This is a genomic window from Flavobacterium chungbukense (genome assembly GCF_020805785.1).
Lineage (GTDB): Bacteria > Bacteroidota > Bacteroidia > Flavobacteriales > Flavobacteriaceae > Flavobacterium > Flavobacterium chungbukense.
Genome location: NZ_JAJGZV010000008.1, coordinates 61812 through 79089 on the forward strand (window position 1 = coordinate 61812; position 17278 = coordinate 79089).

The 17278-nt window shown below is 32.8% G+C and carries 17 protein-coding genes and 1 riboswitch; of the genes, 12 read left to right on the forward strand and 5 right to left on the reverse strand.

Annotation, left to right across the window (positions count from 1 at the left end; all coding sequences use genetic code 11):
* The first annotated feature begins 81 nt into the window (after positions 1 to 81).
* The 7 genes from LL966_RS19015 to LL966_RS19045 all read left to right on the forward strand — a co-directional run bounded on the left by LL966_RS19015 (position 82) and on the right by LL966_RS19045 (position 7447).
* Complete coding sequence (locus tag LL966_RS19015) at positions 82 to 444, forward strand: DUF5522 domain-containing protein (protein WP_229355413.1); 363 nt, start codon at positions 82 to 84, stop codon at positions 442 to 444.
* 73 nt (positions 445 to 517) lie between these two features.
* A complete protein-coding gene (gene cobU / locus LL966_RS19020) occupies positions 518 to 1024 on the forward strand; it encodes a bifunctional adenosylcobinamide kinase/adenosylcobinamide-phosphate guanylyltransferase (protein ID WP_229355414.1) in 507 nt (168 codons plus the stop codon).
* A 117-nt stretch (positions 1025 to 1141) separates the two neighbouring features.
* A complete protein-coding gene (gene cobT / locus LL966_RS19025) occupies positions 1142 to 2821 on the forward strand; it encodes a nicotinate-nucleotide--dimethylbenzimidazole phosphoribosyltransferase (RefSeq protein WP_229355415.1) in 1680 nt (559 codons plus the stop codon).
* A 140-nt stretch (positions 2822 to 2961) separates the two neighbouring features.
* Positions 2962 to 3759 carry an adenosylcobinamide-GDP ribazoletransferase gene (locus LL966_RS19030; RefSeq protein ID WP_229355416.1) on the forward strand — a complete coding sequence of 266 codons (798 nt, stop codon included), beginning with the start codon at positions 2962 to 2964 and terminating at the stop codon, positions 3757 to 3759.
* Complete coding sequence (gene cobC / locus LL966_RS19035) at positions 3744 to 4277, forward strand: alpha-ribazole phosphatase (RefSeq protein ID WP_229355417.1); 534 nt, start codon at positions 3744 to 3746, stop codon at positions 4275 to 4277. Before LL966_RS19030 ends, cobC begins: the two co-directional genes overlap by 16 nt.
* Positions 4278 to 4346: 69 nt before the next feature.
* Positions 4347 to 4548, forward strand: a riboswitch (cobalamin riboswitch).
* A 27-nt stretch (positions 4549 to 4575) separates the two neighbouring features.
* A complete protein-coding gene (locus LL966_RS19040; RefSeq protein WP_229355418.1) occupies positions 4576 to 6411 on the forward strand; it encodes a TonB-dependent receptor plug domain-containing protein in 1836 nt (611 codons plus the stop codon).
* A gap of 4 nt (positions 6412 to 6415) precedes the next feature.
* Positions 6416 to 7447 (forward strand): YncE family protein, encoded by a 1032-nt coding sequence (locus LL966_RS19045; protein ID WP_229355419.1) that lies wholly within the window; start codon positions 6416 to 6418, stop codon positions 7445 to 7447.
* Between the two features lie 66 nt (positions 7448 to 7513).
* Here the strand turns inward: LL966_RS19045 and LL966_RS19050 are convergent, their stop codons facing one another.
* The gene (locus LL966_RS19050; protein WP_229355421.1) at positions 7514 to 8959 is read right to left on the reverse strand and encodes a S41 family peptidase; all 1446 of its coding nucleotides are present in this window, start codon (positions 8957 to 8959) and stop codon (positions 7514 to 7516) included.
* A gap of 165 nt (positions 8960 to 9124) precedes the next feature.
* Between LL966_RS19050 and LL966_RS19055 the strand changes: the two genes are divergently transcribed.
* The 4 genes from LL966_RS19055 to LL966_RS19070 are packed head-to-tail and all read left to right on the forward strand — an operon-like array spanning position 9125 to position 11180.
* Positions 9125 to 9634 carry an RNA polymerase sigma factor gene (locus LL966_RS19055; RefSeq protein ID WP_229355423.1) on the forward strand — a complete coding sequence of 170 codons (510 nt, stop codon included), beginning with the start codon at positions 9125 to 9127 and terminating at the stop codon, positions 9632 to 9634.
* A complete protein-coding gene (locus LL966_RS19060; protein WP_229355424.1) occupies positions 9621 to 10094 on the forward strand; it encodes a hypothetical protein in 474 nt (157 codons plus the stop codon). Before LL966_RS19055 ends, LL966_RS19060 begins: the two co-directional genes overlap by 14 nt.
* Positions 10095 to 10112: 18 nt before the next feature.
* On the forward strand, positions 10113 to 10640 hold the full coding sequence (locus LL966_RS19065) for a DUF4252 domain-containing protein (RefSeq protein ID WP_229355425.1): 528 nt from the start codon (positions 10113 to 10115) through the stop codon (positions 10638 to 10640).
* Complete coding sequence (locus tag LL966_RS19070) at positions 10641 to 11180, forward strand: DUF4252 domain-containing protein (protein ID WP_229355426.1); 540 nt, start codon at positions 10641 to 10643, stop codon at positions 11178 to 11180.
* A 455-nt stretch (positions 11181 to 11635) separates the two neighbouring features.
* On the opposite strand, the gene carB is transcribed toward LL966_RS19070, so the two are convergent.
* Both carB and rpmH read right to left on the reverse strand, forming a co-directional pair.
* A complete protein-coding gene (gene carB / locus LL966_RS19075; protein ID WP_229355428.1) occupies positions 11636 to 14491 on the reverse strand; it encodes a carbamoyl-phosphate synthase large subunit in 2856 nt (951 codons plus the stop codon).
* A gap of 145 nt (positions 14492 to 14636) precedes the next feature.
* Positions 14637 to 14798 (reverse strand): 50S ribosomal protein L34, encoded by a 162-nt coding sequence (rpmH, locus tag LL966_RS19080; RefSeq protein ID WP_008464848.1) that lies wholly within the window; start codon positions 14796 to 14798, stop codon positions 14637 to 14639.
* A 168-nt stretch (positions 14799 to 14966) separates the two neighbouring features.
* On the opposite strand from rpmH, the gene LL966_RS19085 reads away from it, so the two are divergent.
* Positions 14967 to 15482 (forward strand): DUF2892 domain-containing protein, encoded by a 516-nt coding sequence (locus LL966_RS19085; RefSeq protein WP_229355429.1) that lies wholly within the window; start codon positions 14967 to 14969, stop codon positions 15480 to 15482.
* Positions 15483 to 15703: 221 nt separating this feature from the next.
* Here the strand turns inward: LL966_RS19085 and LL966_RS19090 are convergent, their stop codons facing one another.
* Positions 15704 to 16204, reverse strand: a complete 501-nt coding sequence (locus LL966_RS19090) for a hypothetical protein (RefSeq protein ID WP_229355430.1) — start codon at positions 16202 to 16204, stop codon at positions 15704 to 15706.
* Positions 16205 to 16372: 168 nt separating this feature from the next.
* Complete coding sequence (locus LL966_RS19095; RefSeq protein ID WP_229355431.1) at positions 16373 to 17029, reverse strand: alpha/beta hydrolase; 657 nt, start codon at positions 17027 to 17029, stop codon at positions 16373 to 16375.
* Positions 17030 to 17278 lie beyond the last annotated feature (249 nt).

A 17278-nucleotide genomic window follows, 5' to 3' on the forward strand; every position in this document is an offset into this window, starting at 1 on the left:
GTATGGCACAAAGGTAAAGTATTTTCTATTTTTTTTGTTTACCTTTATTCTTACAAATTTAAACAATTGTATCTTTACAACATGAATACCACAAAAATGAAAATTTGCTCAAGCTGTGAATCTGAATTCAGCTGTGGAGATATATCTTTAGAAAATAAATGCTGGTGCAATGATTTTCCACCAATTTTCAATCTTTCTGAAGGTGGAGATTGTCTTTGCCCAGTCTGTTTCAAAGAAGCCTGCGAAGATAAAATCGATGCTTACACTGAAACTATTACTCCATTAAATGCTCCTAAAAATAAAGCGATATCTTTACCCAAAACAGAAAAACTAATAGAAGGAATTGACTATTATTTAGAAAATGGCAACATGGTTTTTAAAACATGGTATCATCTCAAAAGAGGAACTTGCTGCGGAAACGATTGCCGACATTGCCCGTATTAATTGTTAATTATAAATTGTTAGTTGTTAATTATTAACTTGGCTGACACAATTTAATACTTAATAACAAATTAATATGCTTTATTTAATAACCGGCGGCGAACGTTCTGGAAAAAGCAGTTATGCTCAAAAAATTGCTTTAGAACTTTCCAATTCTCCATTGTATGTTGCAACGGCTCGAAAATGGGATTCGGATTTTCAGAGTAGAATTGATCGTCACCAAAACGAACGCGACGAACGCTGGACCAATATCGAAGAAGAAAAATATTTAAGCAAAATTGATTTTACCGAAAAAACAGCTTTAATTGACTGCGTTACACTTTGGCTTACCAACTTTTTTGTGGATAATAAGAATGATGTTGCTTTAAGTCTGGAAGAAGCTAAAAAAGAATTTCTTTCTATTGCCAATCAAAAAAACACCAACATTATTATTGTAACAAACGAAATCGGAATGGGCGTTCATGCCGAAACTCATATCGGGAGAAAATTTGTTGAACTGCAAGGTTGGATGAATCAATTTCTTGCTGAAAATGCCAATGAAGTTGTTTTGATGGTTTCAGGAATTCCAGTTAAAATCAAATAAAAATATCCAAATTCTAAATTCCAAATTCCAAAACTATACTAAGCTTTGGAATTTGGAATTTTCTTTTTTTAGAGTTTGACCTTGGAATTTGGTATTTAAAAATTGTAATTTTATAGCATGAGCAATCTAGACGATATATTAAAATCACGCCGTGACACCCGACACTTTACAGCCGATGAAGTTCCTGATGAAGTAATTCAAAAAGCTTTGCAGGCTGGACATTGGGCACCTTCAGTTGGGTTGACCGATGCTACAAGATATTATCTCATTAAATCTAATGAAGTTAAAAATTCAATTAAAGAGCTGTTTTTAGATTACAACAAAAAAGCAGCTGAGCTTACCGACAACGAAGAACAAAAAAAACTTTATAATTCGCTTAAACTTGAAGCCATTGAAGAAGCGCCAATTGGACTTATAATTGCTTATGATCGCTCGGTTTTAAATCAATTTACAATTGGGACAATTGGCAGCAATGAAGCGGTGAAATTCAGTTCGGTTTGTTCGGCACAAAACATCTGGCTTTCGCTGACAGAACAAGGTTACGGAATGGGCTGGGTTTCTATTTTAAATTATTATCAGTTTAAAAAAATCCTAGATTTACCCGAAAATATAGAACCGCTTGGTTATTTCTGTATCGGAAAACCGGCTACCAATTATAACAATCAGCCGATGTTGCAGCAATTGCATTGGAAACAAAAATCGGAAGCTCCAATTTGTACTGAAATCAATGAAATCCATAAAATAGACATTCCCGATTCTGAATTAAAATCAAAAAATGAAACCGAAGACCAACACGACTTCTGCAAATTGCTGCAAGAAAAAATAGATTCCAAAACAAAACCTGTTGGTTCATTGGGAACTTTAGAAACTTTGGCTTTTCAAATGGCAAATGTTTTGGAAACTTTAAATCCGAAAATAGAAAAGCCCAATATTGTGGTCTTTGCAGCCGATCATGGAATTGCAAATCATGGCGTAAGTGATTATCCGCAAGATGTTACGCGACAAATGGTGACTAATTTCTTGGAAAATGGAGCAGCAATAAACGTTTTCTGCAATCAAAATAATATAGAATTATCCATTGTTGATTCTGGGGTTAATTATGATTTTGCTACCAATACAAAATTGATTGATGCTAAAATTGCGAAAGGGACACAATCTTTTCTTCACCTTCCCGCAATGAGCGAAACCGAAGTACAATTGTGTTTGGGTAAAGGAAAATCTATTGTTGAAACTATTGCAAAATCAGGTTCAAACTGTATTGGTTTTGGCGAAATGGGAATTGGAAATACTTCTACAGCTTCTGTTTTGATGAGTCTTTTAACTGGTTTTTCGATTGAAGAATGTATCGGAAAAGGAACGGGAGTTTCTGACGAAAAATTAATTCAAAAAAATAATATTCTAAAAAAAGCACTCGAAAATTATTCTGGTCAAACCGATTTAATTTCGCAGCTTTCCTATTTCGGAGGTTTTGAAATTATCCAAATGGCGGGCGGAATGTTAGCTGCTTTTGAAAACAAAATGCTGATTTTAGTTGATGGCTTTATTTGTACTACAGCTTTTTTAATTGCTTTTAAAATCAATCCGAGCATAAAACAAAATGCAATTTTCTGTCATTGTTCTGCTGAAAAAGCACATCAGAAATTATTAGAATATTTAGATGTCAAACCAATTTTAAATTTAGATTTGCGCTTGGGCGAAGGAACTGGTTGCGCAATTACTTTTCCAATTTTAAAATCGGCGGAGGCTTTTTTGAATGAAATGGCAAGTTTTGAAAGTGCGGGAATAAGTCGAAAGTAAGCTCTCTATTTGTCATTTCGACTGAAAGGAGAAATCACACGCGGGATTCGACAAAGATTGTCGACGTTATGTTCGGAGTTTCTAGTGTGATTTCTCCTTTCAGTCGAAATGACAAAACTCAACTAAAAATAAATTTCTAAATGAAAAAAGAACTACATATTTTCTTCACTTGCTTAATGTTCTACACCAGAATTCCATGTCCCAAAAACATAACACATCATCCAGATTATTTAAATAAAGCCACAAGATATTTTCCTTTTATCGGATGGATTGTTGGAAGTATTTCTTTTTTGGCATTTTATATTTTCTCACTTTTTCTTTCTACAGAAATTGCTGTTATTTTCTCAATTGTCATTTCAGTTTTAACAACTGGCGCTTTTCATGAAGACGGTTTTGCAGATGTCTGTGATGGTTTTGGCGGAGGCTGGACCAAAGAAAAAATCTTGATGATAATGAAAGACAGTGCCATAGGTGCTTATGGAGCAATTGGATTGGTTTTGCTTTTTTTATTAAAATTCAGATTGCTTTCAGAATCTATTTTGTTATTTCATGTTCATGATTCGATGGCAGTCTTTAAAACATTTCTCCTATTTATTTCTGCGCATTCCTTAAGTAGATTGGCAGCAATCAGTATTATTTTTACCCATGAATATTCTCGCGAAGATGCTTCAAGCAAAAGCAAACCAATTGCCAAACAATTTAGCTGGAAAGAAGTTTTCGGATCTTTCTTTTTTGGTCTAGTACCTTTAATTGTATTTTCACTTTTTGATTTTAGATTAATTCTAGCCGTAATTCCTGTTTTTATTACACGATATTTCTTAGCAAGATATTTTCAAAAATGGATTGATGGCTATACCGGAGATTGTCTTGGTGCAACACAACAAGTCTGTGAAGTTATATTCTACCTAAGTATTTTATTTTTATGGAAATTTATCTAGTTCGTCATACCGAAACCATTTGCGAAAAAGGAATCTGTTACGGACAATCGGACGTAAATATTGCGGAACCTTTTGATGAAATTTTTAATAGAATTGTTTCCGAATTACCAGAAGAAGCTTTGATTTTCTCGAGTCCTTTAAAACGTTGTGTCATTCTAGCAAAACACATTCAGCAAAACATAAAAGTTATTTCTTATCAAGAAGACGAACGTTTAAAAGAAATGAATTTTGGAGATTGGGAATTGAAAAACTGGAACGAAATTCCGAACGAAGAACTCAATCCTTGGATGGAAGATTTTGTAAATATTAGCGCTTTAAATGGTGAATCTTTTATAGAACTTCATGAAAGAGTTGGTGATTTTTTAGCTAATGAAATTTCAAAAATAAAAAAAACCATTATTATCGTTGCTCATGCAGGAATAATTAGAAGCATTTTATGTCATCAAACCTCACTTCCTTTAAAAGATGCATTTAATAATAAAGTCGATTTTGGAGAAGTCATCAGAATTGAATTATAAATTTTCAGTTTGTTTGATTATTAAGCCTTAAAAGTGAAACAAATTTGAATATTCAATATTTTTAACTTTATCTTTGCAGCAAATTAAGGTTGTGTTTAAATAAACACATTAAAAGGGAATCAAGTCATTTCTTGAGCTGTACCCGCAACTGTAAGCTAAGTTCTAAAACGAATGCTTGTTGTAAACTGCAAAACCACTGTCCCGCCATGCGGGACGGGAAGGTAAACAACAAGACGCAAGCCAGGAGACCTGCCTTTGTAACTAATATCGAGCTCTCGGGAAAAAGAGTGTAGAAATTATGACTATAAAACTAAGGTTTGCTTTTTGTTTACTTTTGTTGTGCCAGAGTATTTTGGCGCAAAACGATTCTATTAATAAACTGAAAGAAGTTGTTGTTTCTGACAATAATCTTAAGAATTTCTCTAATACGCAGTCTATACAAAGGTTAAGCGATTCCATCATAAGCAAAAACCAATCCTCACTAACTTCTCTTTTAAATTATAATACTGTAATCTATTTTAAAGAAAATGGATTAGGAATGACTTCTTCGCCTTCGTTTAGAGGAACTACTTCTCAACAGACTGTAGTAGTCTGGAATGGAATAAATATCAACTCTCAGTTATTAGGACAAGCAGATTTCAATACTATTTCAACACGAGGATTCAATTCTATAGATGTAAAAGCAGGCGGCGGAAGTGTTGTTTACGGAAGCGGTGCAATTGGAGGAACAATCCATTTAAATAATGATTTGAAATTTACAGATACATTCAAAAATGACTTTCAAATTTATTACGGAGAATTCAATACTTTAAGTGCAATTTATGGAATCACCGCAGCAACCAAAAAATGGAGTTTTGATGCCAGTTTTACTAGAAATAGCTCTGACAACGATTTCAAATTTGTTGGCCAAGAAGTTTGGAATAAAAACGGACAATACTACAACAATACATTGGATGCAGCGATTGGCTACAAGATAAATGACAAAAATAGCATCAAATTTTATAGTGAAATATATGATGGCGAACGTCACTTTTCTCTAACATCGCCAAATGCAACCAAAACAAAATACCAAGATTACAACACTCGTAATTTATTAACGTGGAGTAGTTCTTTTAGCAGTTTCAATTCAAATGTGAGACTTGCTTACATAACAGAACATTACAATTATTTTGAAGACATCAATCTAGACGGATATACTTCTGGTGGAGTAAAAAGTTTCATCGGAAAATATGATCTTGATTACACGATCTCTTCTACTATGAAGATAAGCACCATTTTAGATTACACAAAAAATGATGGACAGGGTTCTGGCATTGGCAAAAGTACGCGTCAAATTGGTGGCGCAAGTTTATTATGGAAACATTCGCTTACAGAAAAATGGAATTATGAAATGAGCGCCAGAAAAGAAGTTTCAGATGTTTACAAAAGTCCTGTTCTTTTTTCTGTTGGTTCACGCTATAATTTTTCAGATTTCTACAAGCTTAAATTTAACTTCTCGAGAAATTTCAGAATTCCAACCTTTAATGATTTGTATTGGGAAGGAAGCGGAAATCCGGATTTAAAACCAGAAAGTTCGTTTCAAGCAGAAATTGGAAATGAATTTACTTATAAAGATTTTCGAATGACCGTTACGGCATACGGAATGAAGATTAAAGACATGATTCGTTGGCTGCCAAACAACAACGGAAATTGGTCTCCAGAAAATACCGACAGAGTTACTATTTATGGTGCTGAAGCACTTTTAGGATGGAAAAAAAGTTTTGGCAAAAACACCTTCGATTTTAGCGGCACTTATGCCTACAACGTTTCATTAGACGACAGAACAGATAAACAACTTTTTTACGTGCCTTATCATAAACTAACTGGCTCTTTATCCTACTATTACAAAAAACTTTCTGCCTATTACCAAATTATGTATACAGGCGAAATTTTTACAACATCAGATAATAATCCAAAATACATACTTGACGCTTACAATGTTTCAAACGTTGGCGTGGATTACAATTTTAGCAAGAAAAACATTTTCAAATTAGGCGTTAAAGCTGCTAACCTTTGGAATGAAAAATACGAAGCTCTCCCTAGCCGATTTATGCCTGGGAGGAATTTAACTATTTATTTAAACCTTAATTATTAAAAACATGAAATTAAAAAATCTTTATTTAGGAATTATTGCCTCTGCATTTTTATTTGCTTCTTGTAGCAGCGATAATGATGACAACGACGTTGCGTTAGGTGTTTATGACAATGGTGTGCTTATTTTAAATGAAGGAAATTTTGGAACTCCTAATGGATCAGTTTCTTACGTTTCGAATGATTTGGCTACTTTTCAAAATGATATTTTCAAATTGGTTAATACTCCAATGGTTTTAGGAGATGTTGCTCAATCAATGTCTTTTAGCAATGAAAAAGCTTTCATTGTAGTAAACAATTCTAACGAAGTGGAAGTAGTAAACCGTTATACTTTTAAAAGTCTTGGTACAATTACTGAAAAACTTCAAAATCCACGTTACAGTGTGGTTGTAAATGACAAATTGTATGTAACAAATTCAATTTCTCAAGCTGTTACCGTTTATGATGCAAAAACTTATGCTTACATAACTTCAATTGCATTAGGAAAAACTGCTGAAAAAATTATTACTGCAAACGGAAAAATTTATGTAACAAATGCAGCTTACGGAAACGGAAGTGAAGTTACTGTTATTAGCCCTTCAGCAAATGCTGTGACTAAAACCATCACATTAGAAAATGGTATTAATTCGATTGAAGAAAACAATGGAACTGTTTATGTATTAGCAGGAACTAGCGCTAAAAGTAAATTATTTAAAATTAATACTTCTACCGATACTGCAACATCTTTCGAATCGACTACAGTAAAAAATGCTATAAACATGGACATTGACGGAGATAAAATCTATTATACTCAAGGAACTGGTGTTTACGAAATGAACTTATCTGCAACAGCATTTTCAGACAAAGCTTTATTCTCTGTAAAAGACAGCAGCTGGTCTACTTTTTATGGTTTTGGTGTAATCGATGGCAGAATTTATTCTGGTGATGCAAACGCATTTACTTCAGACGGAACGGTTACTGTATACTCTTCTACTGGAACAGTATTAAAAACATTAACTGTTGGCGTAGGACCAAATGGTTTTTATTCTAACAATAATTAGAATTTATTTTTTTGGAATAAAAAAGGCTTTCATTTCTGAAAGCCTTTTTTTTATATCTAAATTTTCTTAAAATGCTTTTGGAGCAGTTTTAAGATACATTCCGTGTCTTAATCCGTTTAAGATTTTAGAATCTGTTACATAAGGACGTAAAGGCTCAGAATCTGTTTGGATTTTCTTAGCAGCATTTCCAGTAATTTTCGAAATTGCATTACTAAGCAAAGGTTCTGTAGTTTCTCCTAAAACACCATAATTAAGAACCGATTCATATTGTTGGTAAGTTGGCACTAAACCTTGCGTATAATCTCCAAAATTAGCAGAATTTGTAATTTTAAGAACCAAAGGTTGCATCGCATATTTATGATTTGGATTGATTCCTTTTTTCGTTGTCAACGTTTCTGAATCATAAACTGTAAATGATCCAACATTTTTTCCAACTGTAGTTTCTCCGATTTGAACAACATTAATGTACGGTTTTAATCCGTTAATGATTAATTCACTTGCAGAAGCTGTACTTGCAGTTGTAATAACGTAAACAGTTGTCATATTCAAGCTGTTTAAATTTTTAACAAATCTTACATTTAAATCTTCCAAATCAGCTGTACTAAGACCTTGCATTTGTTTGCTATTGAAAGTCATTTTTGAGAAGATTTGCGTATCGAATTGTCCCGTAATCATACTAGCCAATTTCGCAGATGTTGCAATAGATCCTCCTCCATTGTAACGAAGATCTAAAATGAAATCTGTAACTCCTTGTCCTTTTAATGTACCAAAAGCTTGATTCAATCTATCGTCATATTCAGAATAGAAACCGTTGTACATTAAATAACCAATTTTATGACTTCCAGAAGTGATTACTTTATTGATAAAAATTGGATTTTCTTCTAAAACTGTTTTCGTTAAAGTAACCGATTTTCCATTCGAAACAAATGCGCTTCCATTGTAATCAGCTAGATTTAAGGTGTAACTATCTTTACCTATTAATTCTTGATAATTAGAAACAGTAAGTTTGGTTCCGTTAATGCTGGTAAACAAATCCCCACGTTTGATTGCTTTAGTTGAAGCATCTGAATTTGGAATAATATATCGAACGTAACCCACCAAATCATTTGATCCGGAAGCCACTCGGCTTAATCTGAAATCAACACCATTATTTTTTGAAATTCCGCTTAATTCTTGTTCTAAAACGGTATAATCGTCGACAATCCAGCTAAAACGGTCAATTGCATCTCCGTTTGGATATTTACTTTCTGGTTTATTCAATAAATCTTCAAATAAATCTTCTGGTTTTGCATAACCTTTTAAGAAATTATTAAAGTCATTTTCAGTTGCAAAACGATTGTCTGCTAAATTTGGAACATCTGCCTGCCATAAATAAACTTCGTTTAGTCCTTTCCAGATAAAACTATTAATCTGTACATCTGCTGGCGCGGCAACATCGTCATTATCCTCACATGACTGTAAAGAAAAAGCGAATAAAAAAAGAAAAAGAGCACTCTTTAAAATTGTTTTCATATCATTTAAGTATCTTAGTAGTATACTGTAAAAGTAGCATCTTTAGTATTAGCTTGGTCACAAAAGCAGTATTTTTTTTACATATAAAAAAAAATATTTTTTTGTTGTAACAAATCTAATTGTGCCTCGTCTTGAATATATAAGCTAACGATTAACCATCAGACAATGAACCAAGTTGTATTTATAGAATTAATAAATCCTTTTAAAGACAAAGTTTTTCGTCTGGCAAAAAGATTGCTTACAAGTACTGAAGAGGCCGAAGATGCCACTCAGGAAGTAATGGTTAAATTATGGAATAAAAAGGATAATCTGGAAAGTTACAATAGTATTGAAGCACTCGCCATGACGATGACCAAAAACTATTGTTTAGATCAGTTAAAATCTAAAAGAGCCAGTAATCTTCAAATCGTTCATAACAATTTTACAGACCGCGAGCCTCAATTAGACAAAAAGCTTGAAGATGAAAATAGTTTAGAATGGGTTGAAAAAATAATAAACGAACTGCCCGAACAAATGCAGTTATTAATTCAGCTTCGAGATGTAGAACAATATGAATTTGAGGAAATTGCAAAAATTGTCAATATGAATGAAACGGCAATACGAGTTGCACTTTCGAGAGCGAGAAAAAAAATTAGAGAATCAATGACAAATACACACCTTTATGGAACCAAATAAAATAGAAGATATATTAGAAAAATACTTTCAGGGAGAAACTTCTATTGCTGAAGAAAATCAATTAAAAGAATACTTTTCTTCGCCAAATGTTGCGCAGCATTTGGAGCAATACAAGCCAATGTTTGGCTATTTCTCTCAGGCAAAAGAACAGAAGTCGACGTATGAGATTCCACTACTCCCGAAGTCTCGGGATAAAAAACGCAACGTAGCGTGGTTATCGATTGCAGCTTCAGCTGTTGTTTTGCTCGGAATTGGAACTTACTTTTTTGTGAGCGAACAAAAAGATACAACTGCAGTAGCTTCGCAAACAGAATTAGGAACCTACCAAGATCCCGAAGAAGCGCTAAAAGCAACTCAAAAAGCTTTAGCATTATTATCCAACAATGTTAATGTAGGTATTGAAAGTGTACAGTACATTAAAGAATATGAACAATCAAAAAACAAAGTCTTTAAACAGTAATTAAAAAATAAAACAATCATGAAAAATTTCATCATAACTTTAGTATTCGCATTCGTTACAAACGTTTTTTATGCACAAGGTGCTTTTGACAAATTTGACGGTCTAGACGACGTAACATCTGTAATTGTAAACAAGAAAATGTTCGATTTAATGAGCAAAGTAAAAGCTGATAATCAGGACAAAGAAACACAGCAATATATTAACCTGATTAAAAAATTAGATTACTTAAAAGTATTTACCACAAAAAATCCTAAGATCGAAGCAGACATGAAAGCTTCTGCAGACAAATACATCAAATCTGCCGGTTTAGAAGAATTAATGCGAGTAAATGATAGTGGTAAAAATGTCAAAATAATGGTAAAATCGGGCGCAAGCGACACACAAATTAAAGAATTATTAATGTTTGTAGATGGCGCTAAAAACGACGAGACGGTTTTACTATCTTTAACTGGTAATTTTGATTTGAATGAAATTTCAGTTTTAACAGATAAAATGAATCTTCCTGGAGGTCCAGACCTAAAGAAAGCTTCTAAAGGCAAAAAATAAATGAAAGCAAAAATTTTCACCTTAGCACTTATAGCTTTACTAACTTTAGGAAGCTGTAATTCTGAACCAACACTGCAAAAATATTTTGTTGAGAATTCGGAGAAAAAAGACTTTATTGCTTTGGATGTTTCTCCAAACATCCTGAATGTTGACAAAGCAAAATTATCTGCAGAACAAAACGAAGCGTTAAATTCGTTTGATAAAATGAATATTATCGCTTTTAAAGCAGATAAAAGTAATCAAGCGCAGTTTGAAACAGAAAGAACCAAAGTAAAAGCCATTTTAAAAGATCCGAAATATCAGGAATTAATGAAGTTTGGTTCTGGCAAAGATGGTGCTTCTGTAAGCTATGTTGGAAATGACGATAATATAAAAGAGTTTGTCATTTTCGCCAACAGAAAAGAAAACGGTTTTGCAGTAGTTCGTGTTTTAGGCGAAGATATGAATCCAAACAATATTATAACTCTAATGTCTGTTTTACAGAAATCAAAAATTGATATGGAGCAATTAAAACCTTTAGAACAATTGCTTAAAAAATAATACATCTTACTTTTATACGTGAAAAAGCTCCAATCTTTATTGGAGCTTTTTTTTTGATATTTACCTTACATGAATTGTAAGATTTTTTTTGTATTTTTAAATCGCCAATTATAAAATATTAAATAGATATGGAAAAAACATTTTATGACTTCGATACAAGCTTTTTAATATGGCAGATTATAAACATTGTCTTTTGGATTTTCGTAATTTATTTGCTTTATAAAGTTTATAAAAAGAATAGCTCAAAAAGTTAATTCACTTTTTTTAAATTTCATCACACACAACATATATGTAGAGACGCACCGCAGTGCGTCTTATGCGCAACAGAAATGAATATTGGACGTAGACGCACTGCAGTGCGCCTCTACAGATAATCGGGCTGAATTTTAAAATTGTACAAAACGAAAAAAGCTCCAATTTTCATTGGAGCTTTTATTTTATAATAGAATCTGAGATTATTTACTCAAATACATTTTTCTTCTAGAATACAATTCGTAGAATTGATCGTCTTTTAAGTCATCAATAAACAAGATACTTTCTCCGGTTGATTTCATTTCTGGCCCTAACGCTTTGTTTACGTTCGGAAATTTACTGAAAGAGAAAACTGGTTGTTTGATTGCATAACCATTTAATTGCGGGTTGAAATCAAAATCAGTTACTTTATTGTGACCTAACATTACTTTTGTAGCGTAGTTTACATAAGGTTCTCCGTAAGCTTTTGCAATAAACGGAACAGTTCTAGAAGCTCTTGGGTTTGCCTCGATGATGTAAACTGTATCGTCTTTAATCGCAAACTGAATATTGATCAAACCAACCGTTTTTAAAGCTCTTGCAATTTTATGCGTATGATCTTTAATTTGCTGCATTACGAATTCTCCTAAGTTGAAAGGAGGCAATGTTGCGTTACTATCTCCAGAGTGAACTCCACAAGGTTCGATGTGCTCCATAATTCCGATGATGTAAACATTTCCATCAGCATCACAGATTGCATCAGCTTCTGCTTCGATTGCTCCAGCTAAATAGTGATCCAGTAATAATTTGTTTCCTGGAATTGCTTTCAACAAATCGATAACGTGCTCTTCAAGCTCTTTTTTGTTGATTACAATTTTCATTCCCTGACCTCCTAATACATAAGAAGGACGAATTAAAAGTGGAAAATCTAAAGTATCTGCTAATTTTGAAGCTTCATCAGCCGTTTCAGCGATTCCGAATCTTGGGAAAGGAATGTTTAATTCCGTCAACAAGTCTGAGAATCTTCCTCTATCTTCTGCCAAGTCAAGCGCATCAAAACTAGTTCCGATGATTTTTACACCGTATTTAGATAATTTGTCGGCTAATTTAAGAGCTGTTTGACCTCCCAACTGAACGATTACACCTTCTGGTTTTTCGTGTTGAATGATGTCATAAATATGCTCCCAGAAAACTGGTTCGAAGTATAATTTATCTGCTGTATCAAAGTCTGTAGAAACCGTTTCAGGATTACAGTTAATCATAATTGTTTCGTAACCGCATTCTTTAGCAGCTAAAACTCCGTGTACACAAGAGTAATCAAATTCGATTCCTTGTCCAATTCTGTTTGGTCCAGAACCTAAAACGATAACTTTCTTTCTATCTGTAACAACACTTTCATTATCTACATAACGTTCTCCGTTTGCTTTTTCAATTTCCGCTTCAAAAGTAGAGTAGTAATAAGGTGTTTTTGCTTTAAACTCAGCCGCACAGGTATCAACCAATTTAAATACACGGTTGATTTTTTGATCCATACGTAAAGTGTGCACTTCACTTTCCAAACAACTCATCATATGCGCTAATTGTCTGTCTGCAAAACCTTTTTGTTTCGCTTCAAGCAATAATTCTTTCGGAAGATTTGAAACTTTATAGTTTGAAATTTCTTTCTCTAAAGTATAAAGCTCTTCATATTGCTTTAAGAACCACATGTCGATTCTTGTAATTTCGTGAATTGTGCTCAACGGAATTCCCATTGCGATTGCATCGTAGATTACAAAAACACGATCCCAGCTTGCGAAAGTCAGTTTCTCAATAATCTGTTCGTAATCATTGTATCCTTTTCCGTCAGCACCTAAACCGTTTCTCTTAATTTCTAGAGATTGTGTTGCTTTATGAAGCGCTTCTTGAAAAGAACGTCCGATTCCCATAACCTCACCTACAGATTTCATCTGAAGACCTAAAGTTCTGTCAGATCCTTCAAATTTATCAAAGTTCCAACGTGGTATTTTTACGATAACATAATCTAAAGTAGGTTCGAAAAGAGCCGAAGTAGATTTTGTAATTTGATTTTGTAATTCATCTAAGTTGTATCCTAAAGCTAGTTTAGAAGCGATCTTAGCAATTGGATATCCAGTTGCTTTTGATGCCAAAGCAGAAGAACGAGATACACGAGGATTAATCTCGATTGCTACGATATCTTCTTTTTCGTCTGGCGAAACTGCGAATTGTACGTTACATCCTCCAGCAAAATTTCCGATACTTCTCATCATTAAGATAGCGTAGTCACGTAATTTTTGGAAAGTAGTATCAGATAAAGTCATTGCCGGTGCAACTGTAATCGAATCTCCAGTGTGGATTCCCATTGGATCCATGTTTTCGATAGAACAGATAATTACAACGTTATCATTTTTATCTCTTAAAAGTTCCAACTCGTATTCTTTCCATCCCATTAAAGCTTTATCTATTAAAACTTCGTGAATTGGAGAAGCTTCTAGTCCGCGAGTTAAAAGCTCATCAAAATCTTCTTTTTTGTAAACCACTGCAGCTCCAGTTCCTCCAAGTGTAAACGAAGGACGAATTACAAGCGGGAAACCAAATTCTTGTGCAATTTCTTTTCCTTCTAAGTAAGAAGTAGCCGTTTTTGCAGGTGCAGTTGGCACATTTATTCTTTCTAAAAGCTGCTTAAACTGCTCTCTATCTTCAGTAATATTAATTGCATTAACGTCAACACCGATTAATCTTACTCCGAAATCTTGCCAGATTCCTTTTTCTTCAGCTTCCAAACACAAGTTTAAAGCAGTCTGACCTCCCATTGTTGGTAAAACCGCATCAATTTGTGGATGTTCCTTAAGAATTTCAATAATCGATTTTGTAGTTAAAGGTTTCAAATAAATATGATCGGCCATAGATGGGTCGGTCATAATAGTCGCTGGATTGGAGTTAATCAAGATAACCTCAATTCCTTCTTCGCGAATAGAACGAGCAGATTGAGATCCTGCATAGTCAAATTCGCAAGCTTGGCCAATAACGATAGGTCCTGAACCTATAATTAAAACTGATTTTATTGATGTGTCTTTAGGCATTTTATATGTATTGTGTAGTTATTTAAGATTTTAAAAAACTGTTCTAGTGTGCTATAAACTAGAAAGTTGAGAAAATTTTTACCGACAAGGTATAAAAAAAGGCGATACTAAAAAAGTAATCGCCTTATGTATGTTTATACAAACATTATTTTTTGTGTCTAGGTTCGCTAGAAACAGTTAATTTATGTCTTCCTTTTGCTCTTCTACGCGCTAGAACTTTTCTTCCATTCGCAGAAGCCATTCTGTCCATAAATCCGTGCTTATTTCTTCTTTTTCTTTTCGATGGTTGAAATGTTCTTTTGCTCATTGCTTTGTATCTTTAAAAATGGTATCTAATTAACTCTTTCTTGGTTTTGAATATCGTTGCTCAAAAACCGAGTGCAAATATACAAAGACTTTTTTTTCTGGCAAGCACTTTAATAAAAATATTTTTAATTCATTTTACTATATTTGCAATCACAAATTTACATTAATTATGTTTCACAAAAATATTAAACTAATTTTAGCCGGACTTCTTGTAGTTGCTGGCATTTGGCAATTTACAGAAAGTAATATCGGAAATGGTATTTTCCTTATTTTACTTACTGCTATTCCAATTTTTCTTTACTTTAAAAACGAATTTATCCTTTTAGCTTTCCTAAAATTAAGAAAACAAGACTTTGAAGGCGCTAAAAAATGGTTATCATATATTAAAAATCCAGAAGGAGCATTAGTTAGAAAACAACAAGGTTACCTAAATTACTTACAAGGCATCATGTTATCTCAGACTAACATCAACCAAGCTGAGAAACATTTCAAAAAAGCTATCGAACTTGGACTATCAATGGATATGGATTTAGCTGTAGCTAAATTAAACCTTGCAGGAGTTGCAATGTCACGCAGAAGAAAACTGGAAGCGACTAATTTACTTAATGAAGCTAAGAAATTAGACAAGCAAGGAATGCTGAAAGAGCAAATCACGATGATGAAAGAACAAATGAAAAAAATCTAACGATTTTAATTTTCAATTTTTAAAATCCCAAATTCCAAAAGAGTTTGGGATTTTTTTATTTTAGATTGTTGAGTTTAGATTTTAGATTTTGCTCATTTTATGTCTTCCTGACCGAAGTCGAAGGAGACGCAAAGTAAAGAAAACACTGAATGGATTTAGCCTGTGATCCTTCGACTTCGCTCAGGAGGAAAAAACTTTGTGGTTACTTTGTGTAAATCTATTTATTTTAGAGAATCTTTCTTACGGGGCACAAATTTCACTTCAGAAATAACCATTTTATTAATTTCTTTTAAATCTATTTTCTTATTTGTTTTGGTAAATTCATGACTATTCTTAATGTTATCTAATGATTTACCAAAAAGTCTAAATAAAATTGGCCCATTGTGTCCGTGGATTTTAAGCTTTTTTAATTGATTTTTATTTTTCAGCACGAAAGCATTTGTTTCTCCGTCATCAACTTGACTTTCATAAGCTTCAATTTCAGGAAAAGTTATAGTATCAAGCATACTTTGAATCCTTTCTTTCTCATTTTTGTTTAAAATCGTAAAAGACGTTTGTTCTTTAAATCCATAATTATCGACACAATAGACTGTATCAGAAGAATTAAACTTCAAATAATAAGATTCATGGATGTTCCATTTAAAAAAAGTAAAATCATAATCTTTCTTCGGAGATTTACATCCGACTAAAATTAACATCAAAGCTATTATACTGATTCTCATATTTTTTTTTCGAATTACTTTGTGGAGTTACTTGCGAAGATTTCTCCCTACGGTCGAAATGACAAGATTGCATGCAAATTTTAAATACATCTTTGTCAAGGTTTAAAACTTTGACAAAGATTACAAATCCTCTAAGTATTGGAATTTGGAATTTTTAAAATTGGAATTTCACTCAAGTATAATAGAAGGCAGATTCTCATTCAGCCATTTGTATTTATTCAAAATCATGATATGTGAACCTCCTTTTACAATAATACATTTATCGATGTATTTAATTGGAAAAACATCATCTTTATCTCCGTGAATATGAACTACATTTTCGTCGATTTTATCTCTTTCCCACAGAATTACACTTTCTACGGCCCATTGTAAATATCCTAAATCGCGAACGGATAAAAATTTCTCATATAATTTAATTCGTTTGTTGACTTTCTCTCCAAATGAAAATTTAGCCAATTTCTCCACATTTAAAATCAGCTGCATCGGAATTAATTTATAAGCTTTTGTTTTCTTCCCTATTTTCATTCTTCTTGGGAATTCCAAATTACTTTTAACACTTGAAATTACAATTACTTTTCGTGTTTTTATATGTTTGGAAATTTCCTGCACCAGAATTCCACCAAAAGAAACGCCAATTAAAACTGGATTTTCATCTTTTATTTTTTCACTAATTCGAAAGGCATAATCAGATAAGGATTCTTTTTGTTTTGGGATTTCCCATTCTAAAAGATGCGTTTCAAAAATTGTTTCATCCAATTTTATTCTTTCAAAAATAGATGAACTTGCTGCCAGACCTGGCATAAAATAAACTGGAATTTTACTCATAATATTCAAATGAAATTACCATTGCGATATTTATTTAAAAAAATAAAGTTACTTTTTTTAACCTCATGATAATCAAATTTCAGACCGAATTATTACACCAAATCAAAAAAAATCAAATCAGAAACAATTGCTTAAAGTTTATAGCTGCAAAAAATAATTCAATATTGAAAATCAAATGATTACCTTTGTATTTCGGGATTTTTCTGTTTTTAAAATGTTATAAAGAATTTTCTTTCAGAATCATTTCGT

Coding starts and splice junctions, on each gene's coding strand:
- LL966_RS19015 (WP_229355413.1), top strand. CDS start 82: ATGAATACCACAAAAATGAAAATTTGCTCAAGCTGTGAATCTGAATTC.
- cobU (WP_229355414.1), top strand. CDS start 518: ATGCTTTATTTAATAACCGGCGGCGAACGTTCTGGAAAAAGCAGTTAT.
- cobT (WP_229355415.1), top strand. CDS start 1,142: ATGAGCAATCTAGACGATATATTAAAATCACGCCGTGACACCCGACAC.
- LL966_RS19030 (WP_229355416.1), top strand. CDS start 2,962: ATGAAAAAAGAACTACATATTTTCTTCACTTGCTTAATGTTCTACACC.
- cobC (WP_229355417.1), top strand. CDS start 3,744: ATGGAAATTTATCTAGTTCGTCATACCGAAACCATTTGCGAAAAAGGA.
- LL966_RS19040 (WP_229355418.1), top strand. CDS start 4,576: ATGACTATAAAACTAAGGTTTGCTTTTTGTTTACTTTTGTTGTGCCAG.
- LL966_RS19045 (WP_229355419.1), top strand. CDS start 6,416: ATGAAATTAAAAAATCTTTATTTAGGAATTATTGCCTCTGCATTTTTA.
- LL966_RS19050 (WP_229355421.1), bottom strand. CDS start 8,959: ATGAAAACAATTTTAAAGAGTGCTCTTTTTCTTTTTTTATTCGCTTTT.
- LL966_RS19055 (WP_229355423.1), top strand. CDS start 9,125: ATGAACCAAGTTGTATTTATAGAATTAATAAATCCTTTTAAAGACAAA.
- LL966_RS19060 (WP_229355424.1), top strand. CDS start 9,621: ATGGAACCAAATAAAATAGAAGATATATTAGAAAAATACTTTCAGGGA.
- LL966_RS19065 (WP_229355425.1), top strand. CDS start 10,113: ATGAAAAATTTCATCATAACTTTAGTATTCGCATTCGTTACAAACGTT.
- LL966_RS19070 (WP_229355426.1), top strand. CDS start 10,641: ATGAAAGCAAAAATTTTCACCTTAGCACTTATAGCTTTACTAACTTTA.
- carB (WP_229355428.1), bottom strand. CDS start 14,491: ATGCCTAAAGACACATCAATAAAATCAGTTTTAATTATAGGTTCAGGA.
- rpmH (WP_008464848.1), bottom strand. CDS start 14,798: ATGAGCAAAAGAACATTTCAACCATCGAAAAGAAAAAGAAGAAATAAG.
- LL966_RS19085 (WP_229355429.1), top strand. CDS start 14,967: ATGTTTCACAAAAATATTAAACTAATTTTAGCCGGACTTCTTGTAGTT.
- LL966_RS19090 (WP_229355430.1), bottom strand. CDS start 16,204: ATGAGAATCAGTATAATAGCTTTGATGTTAATTTTAGTCGGATGTAAA.
- LL966_RS19095 (WP_229355431.1), bottom strand. CDS start 17,029: ATGAGTAAAATTCCAGTTTATTTTATGCCAGGTCTGGCAGCAAGTTCA.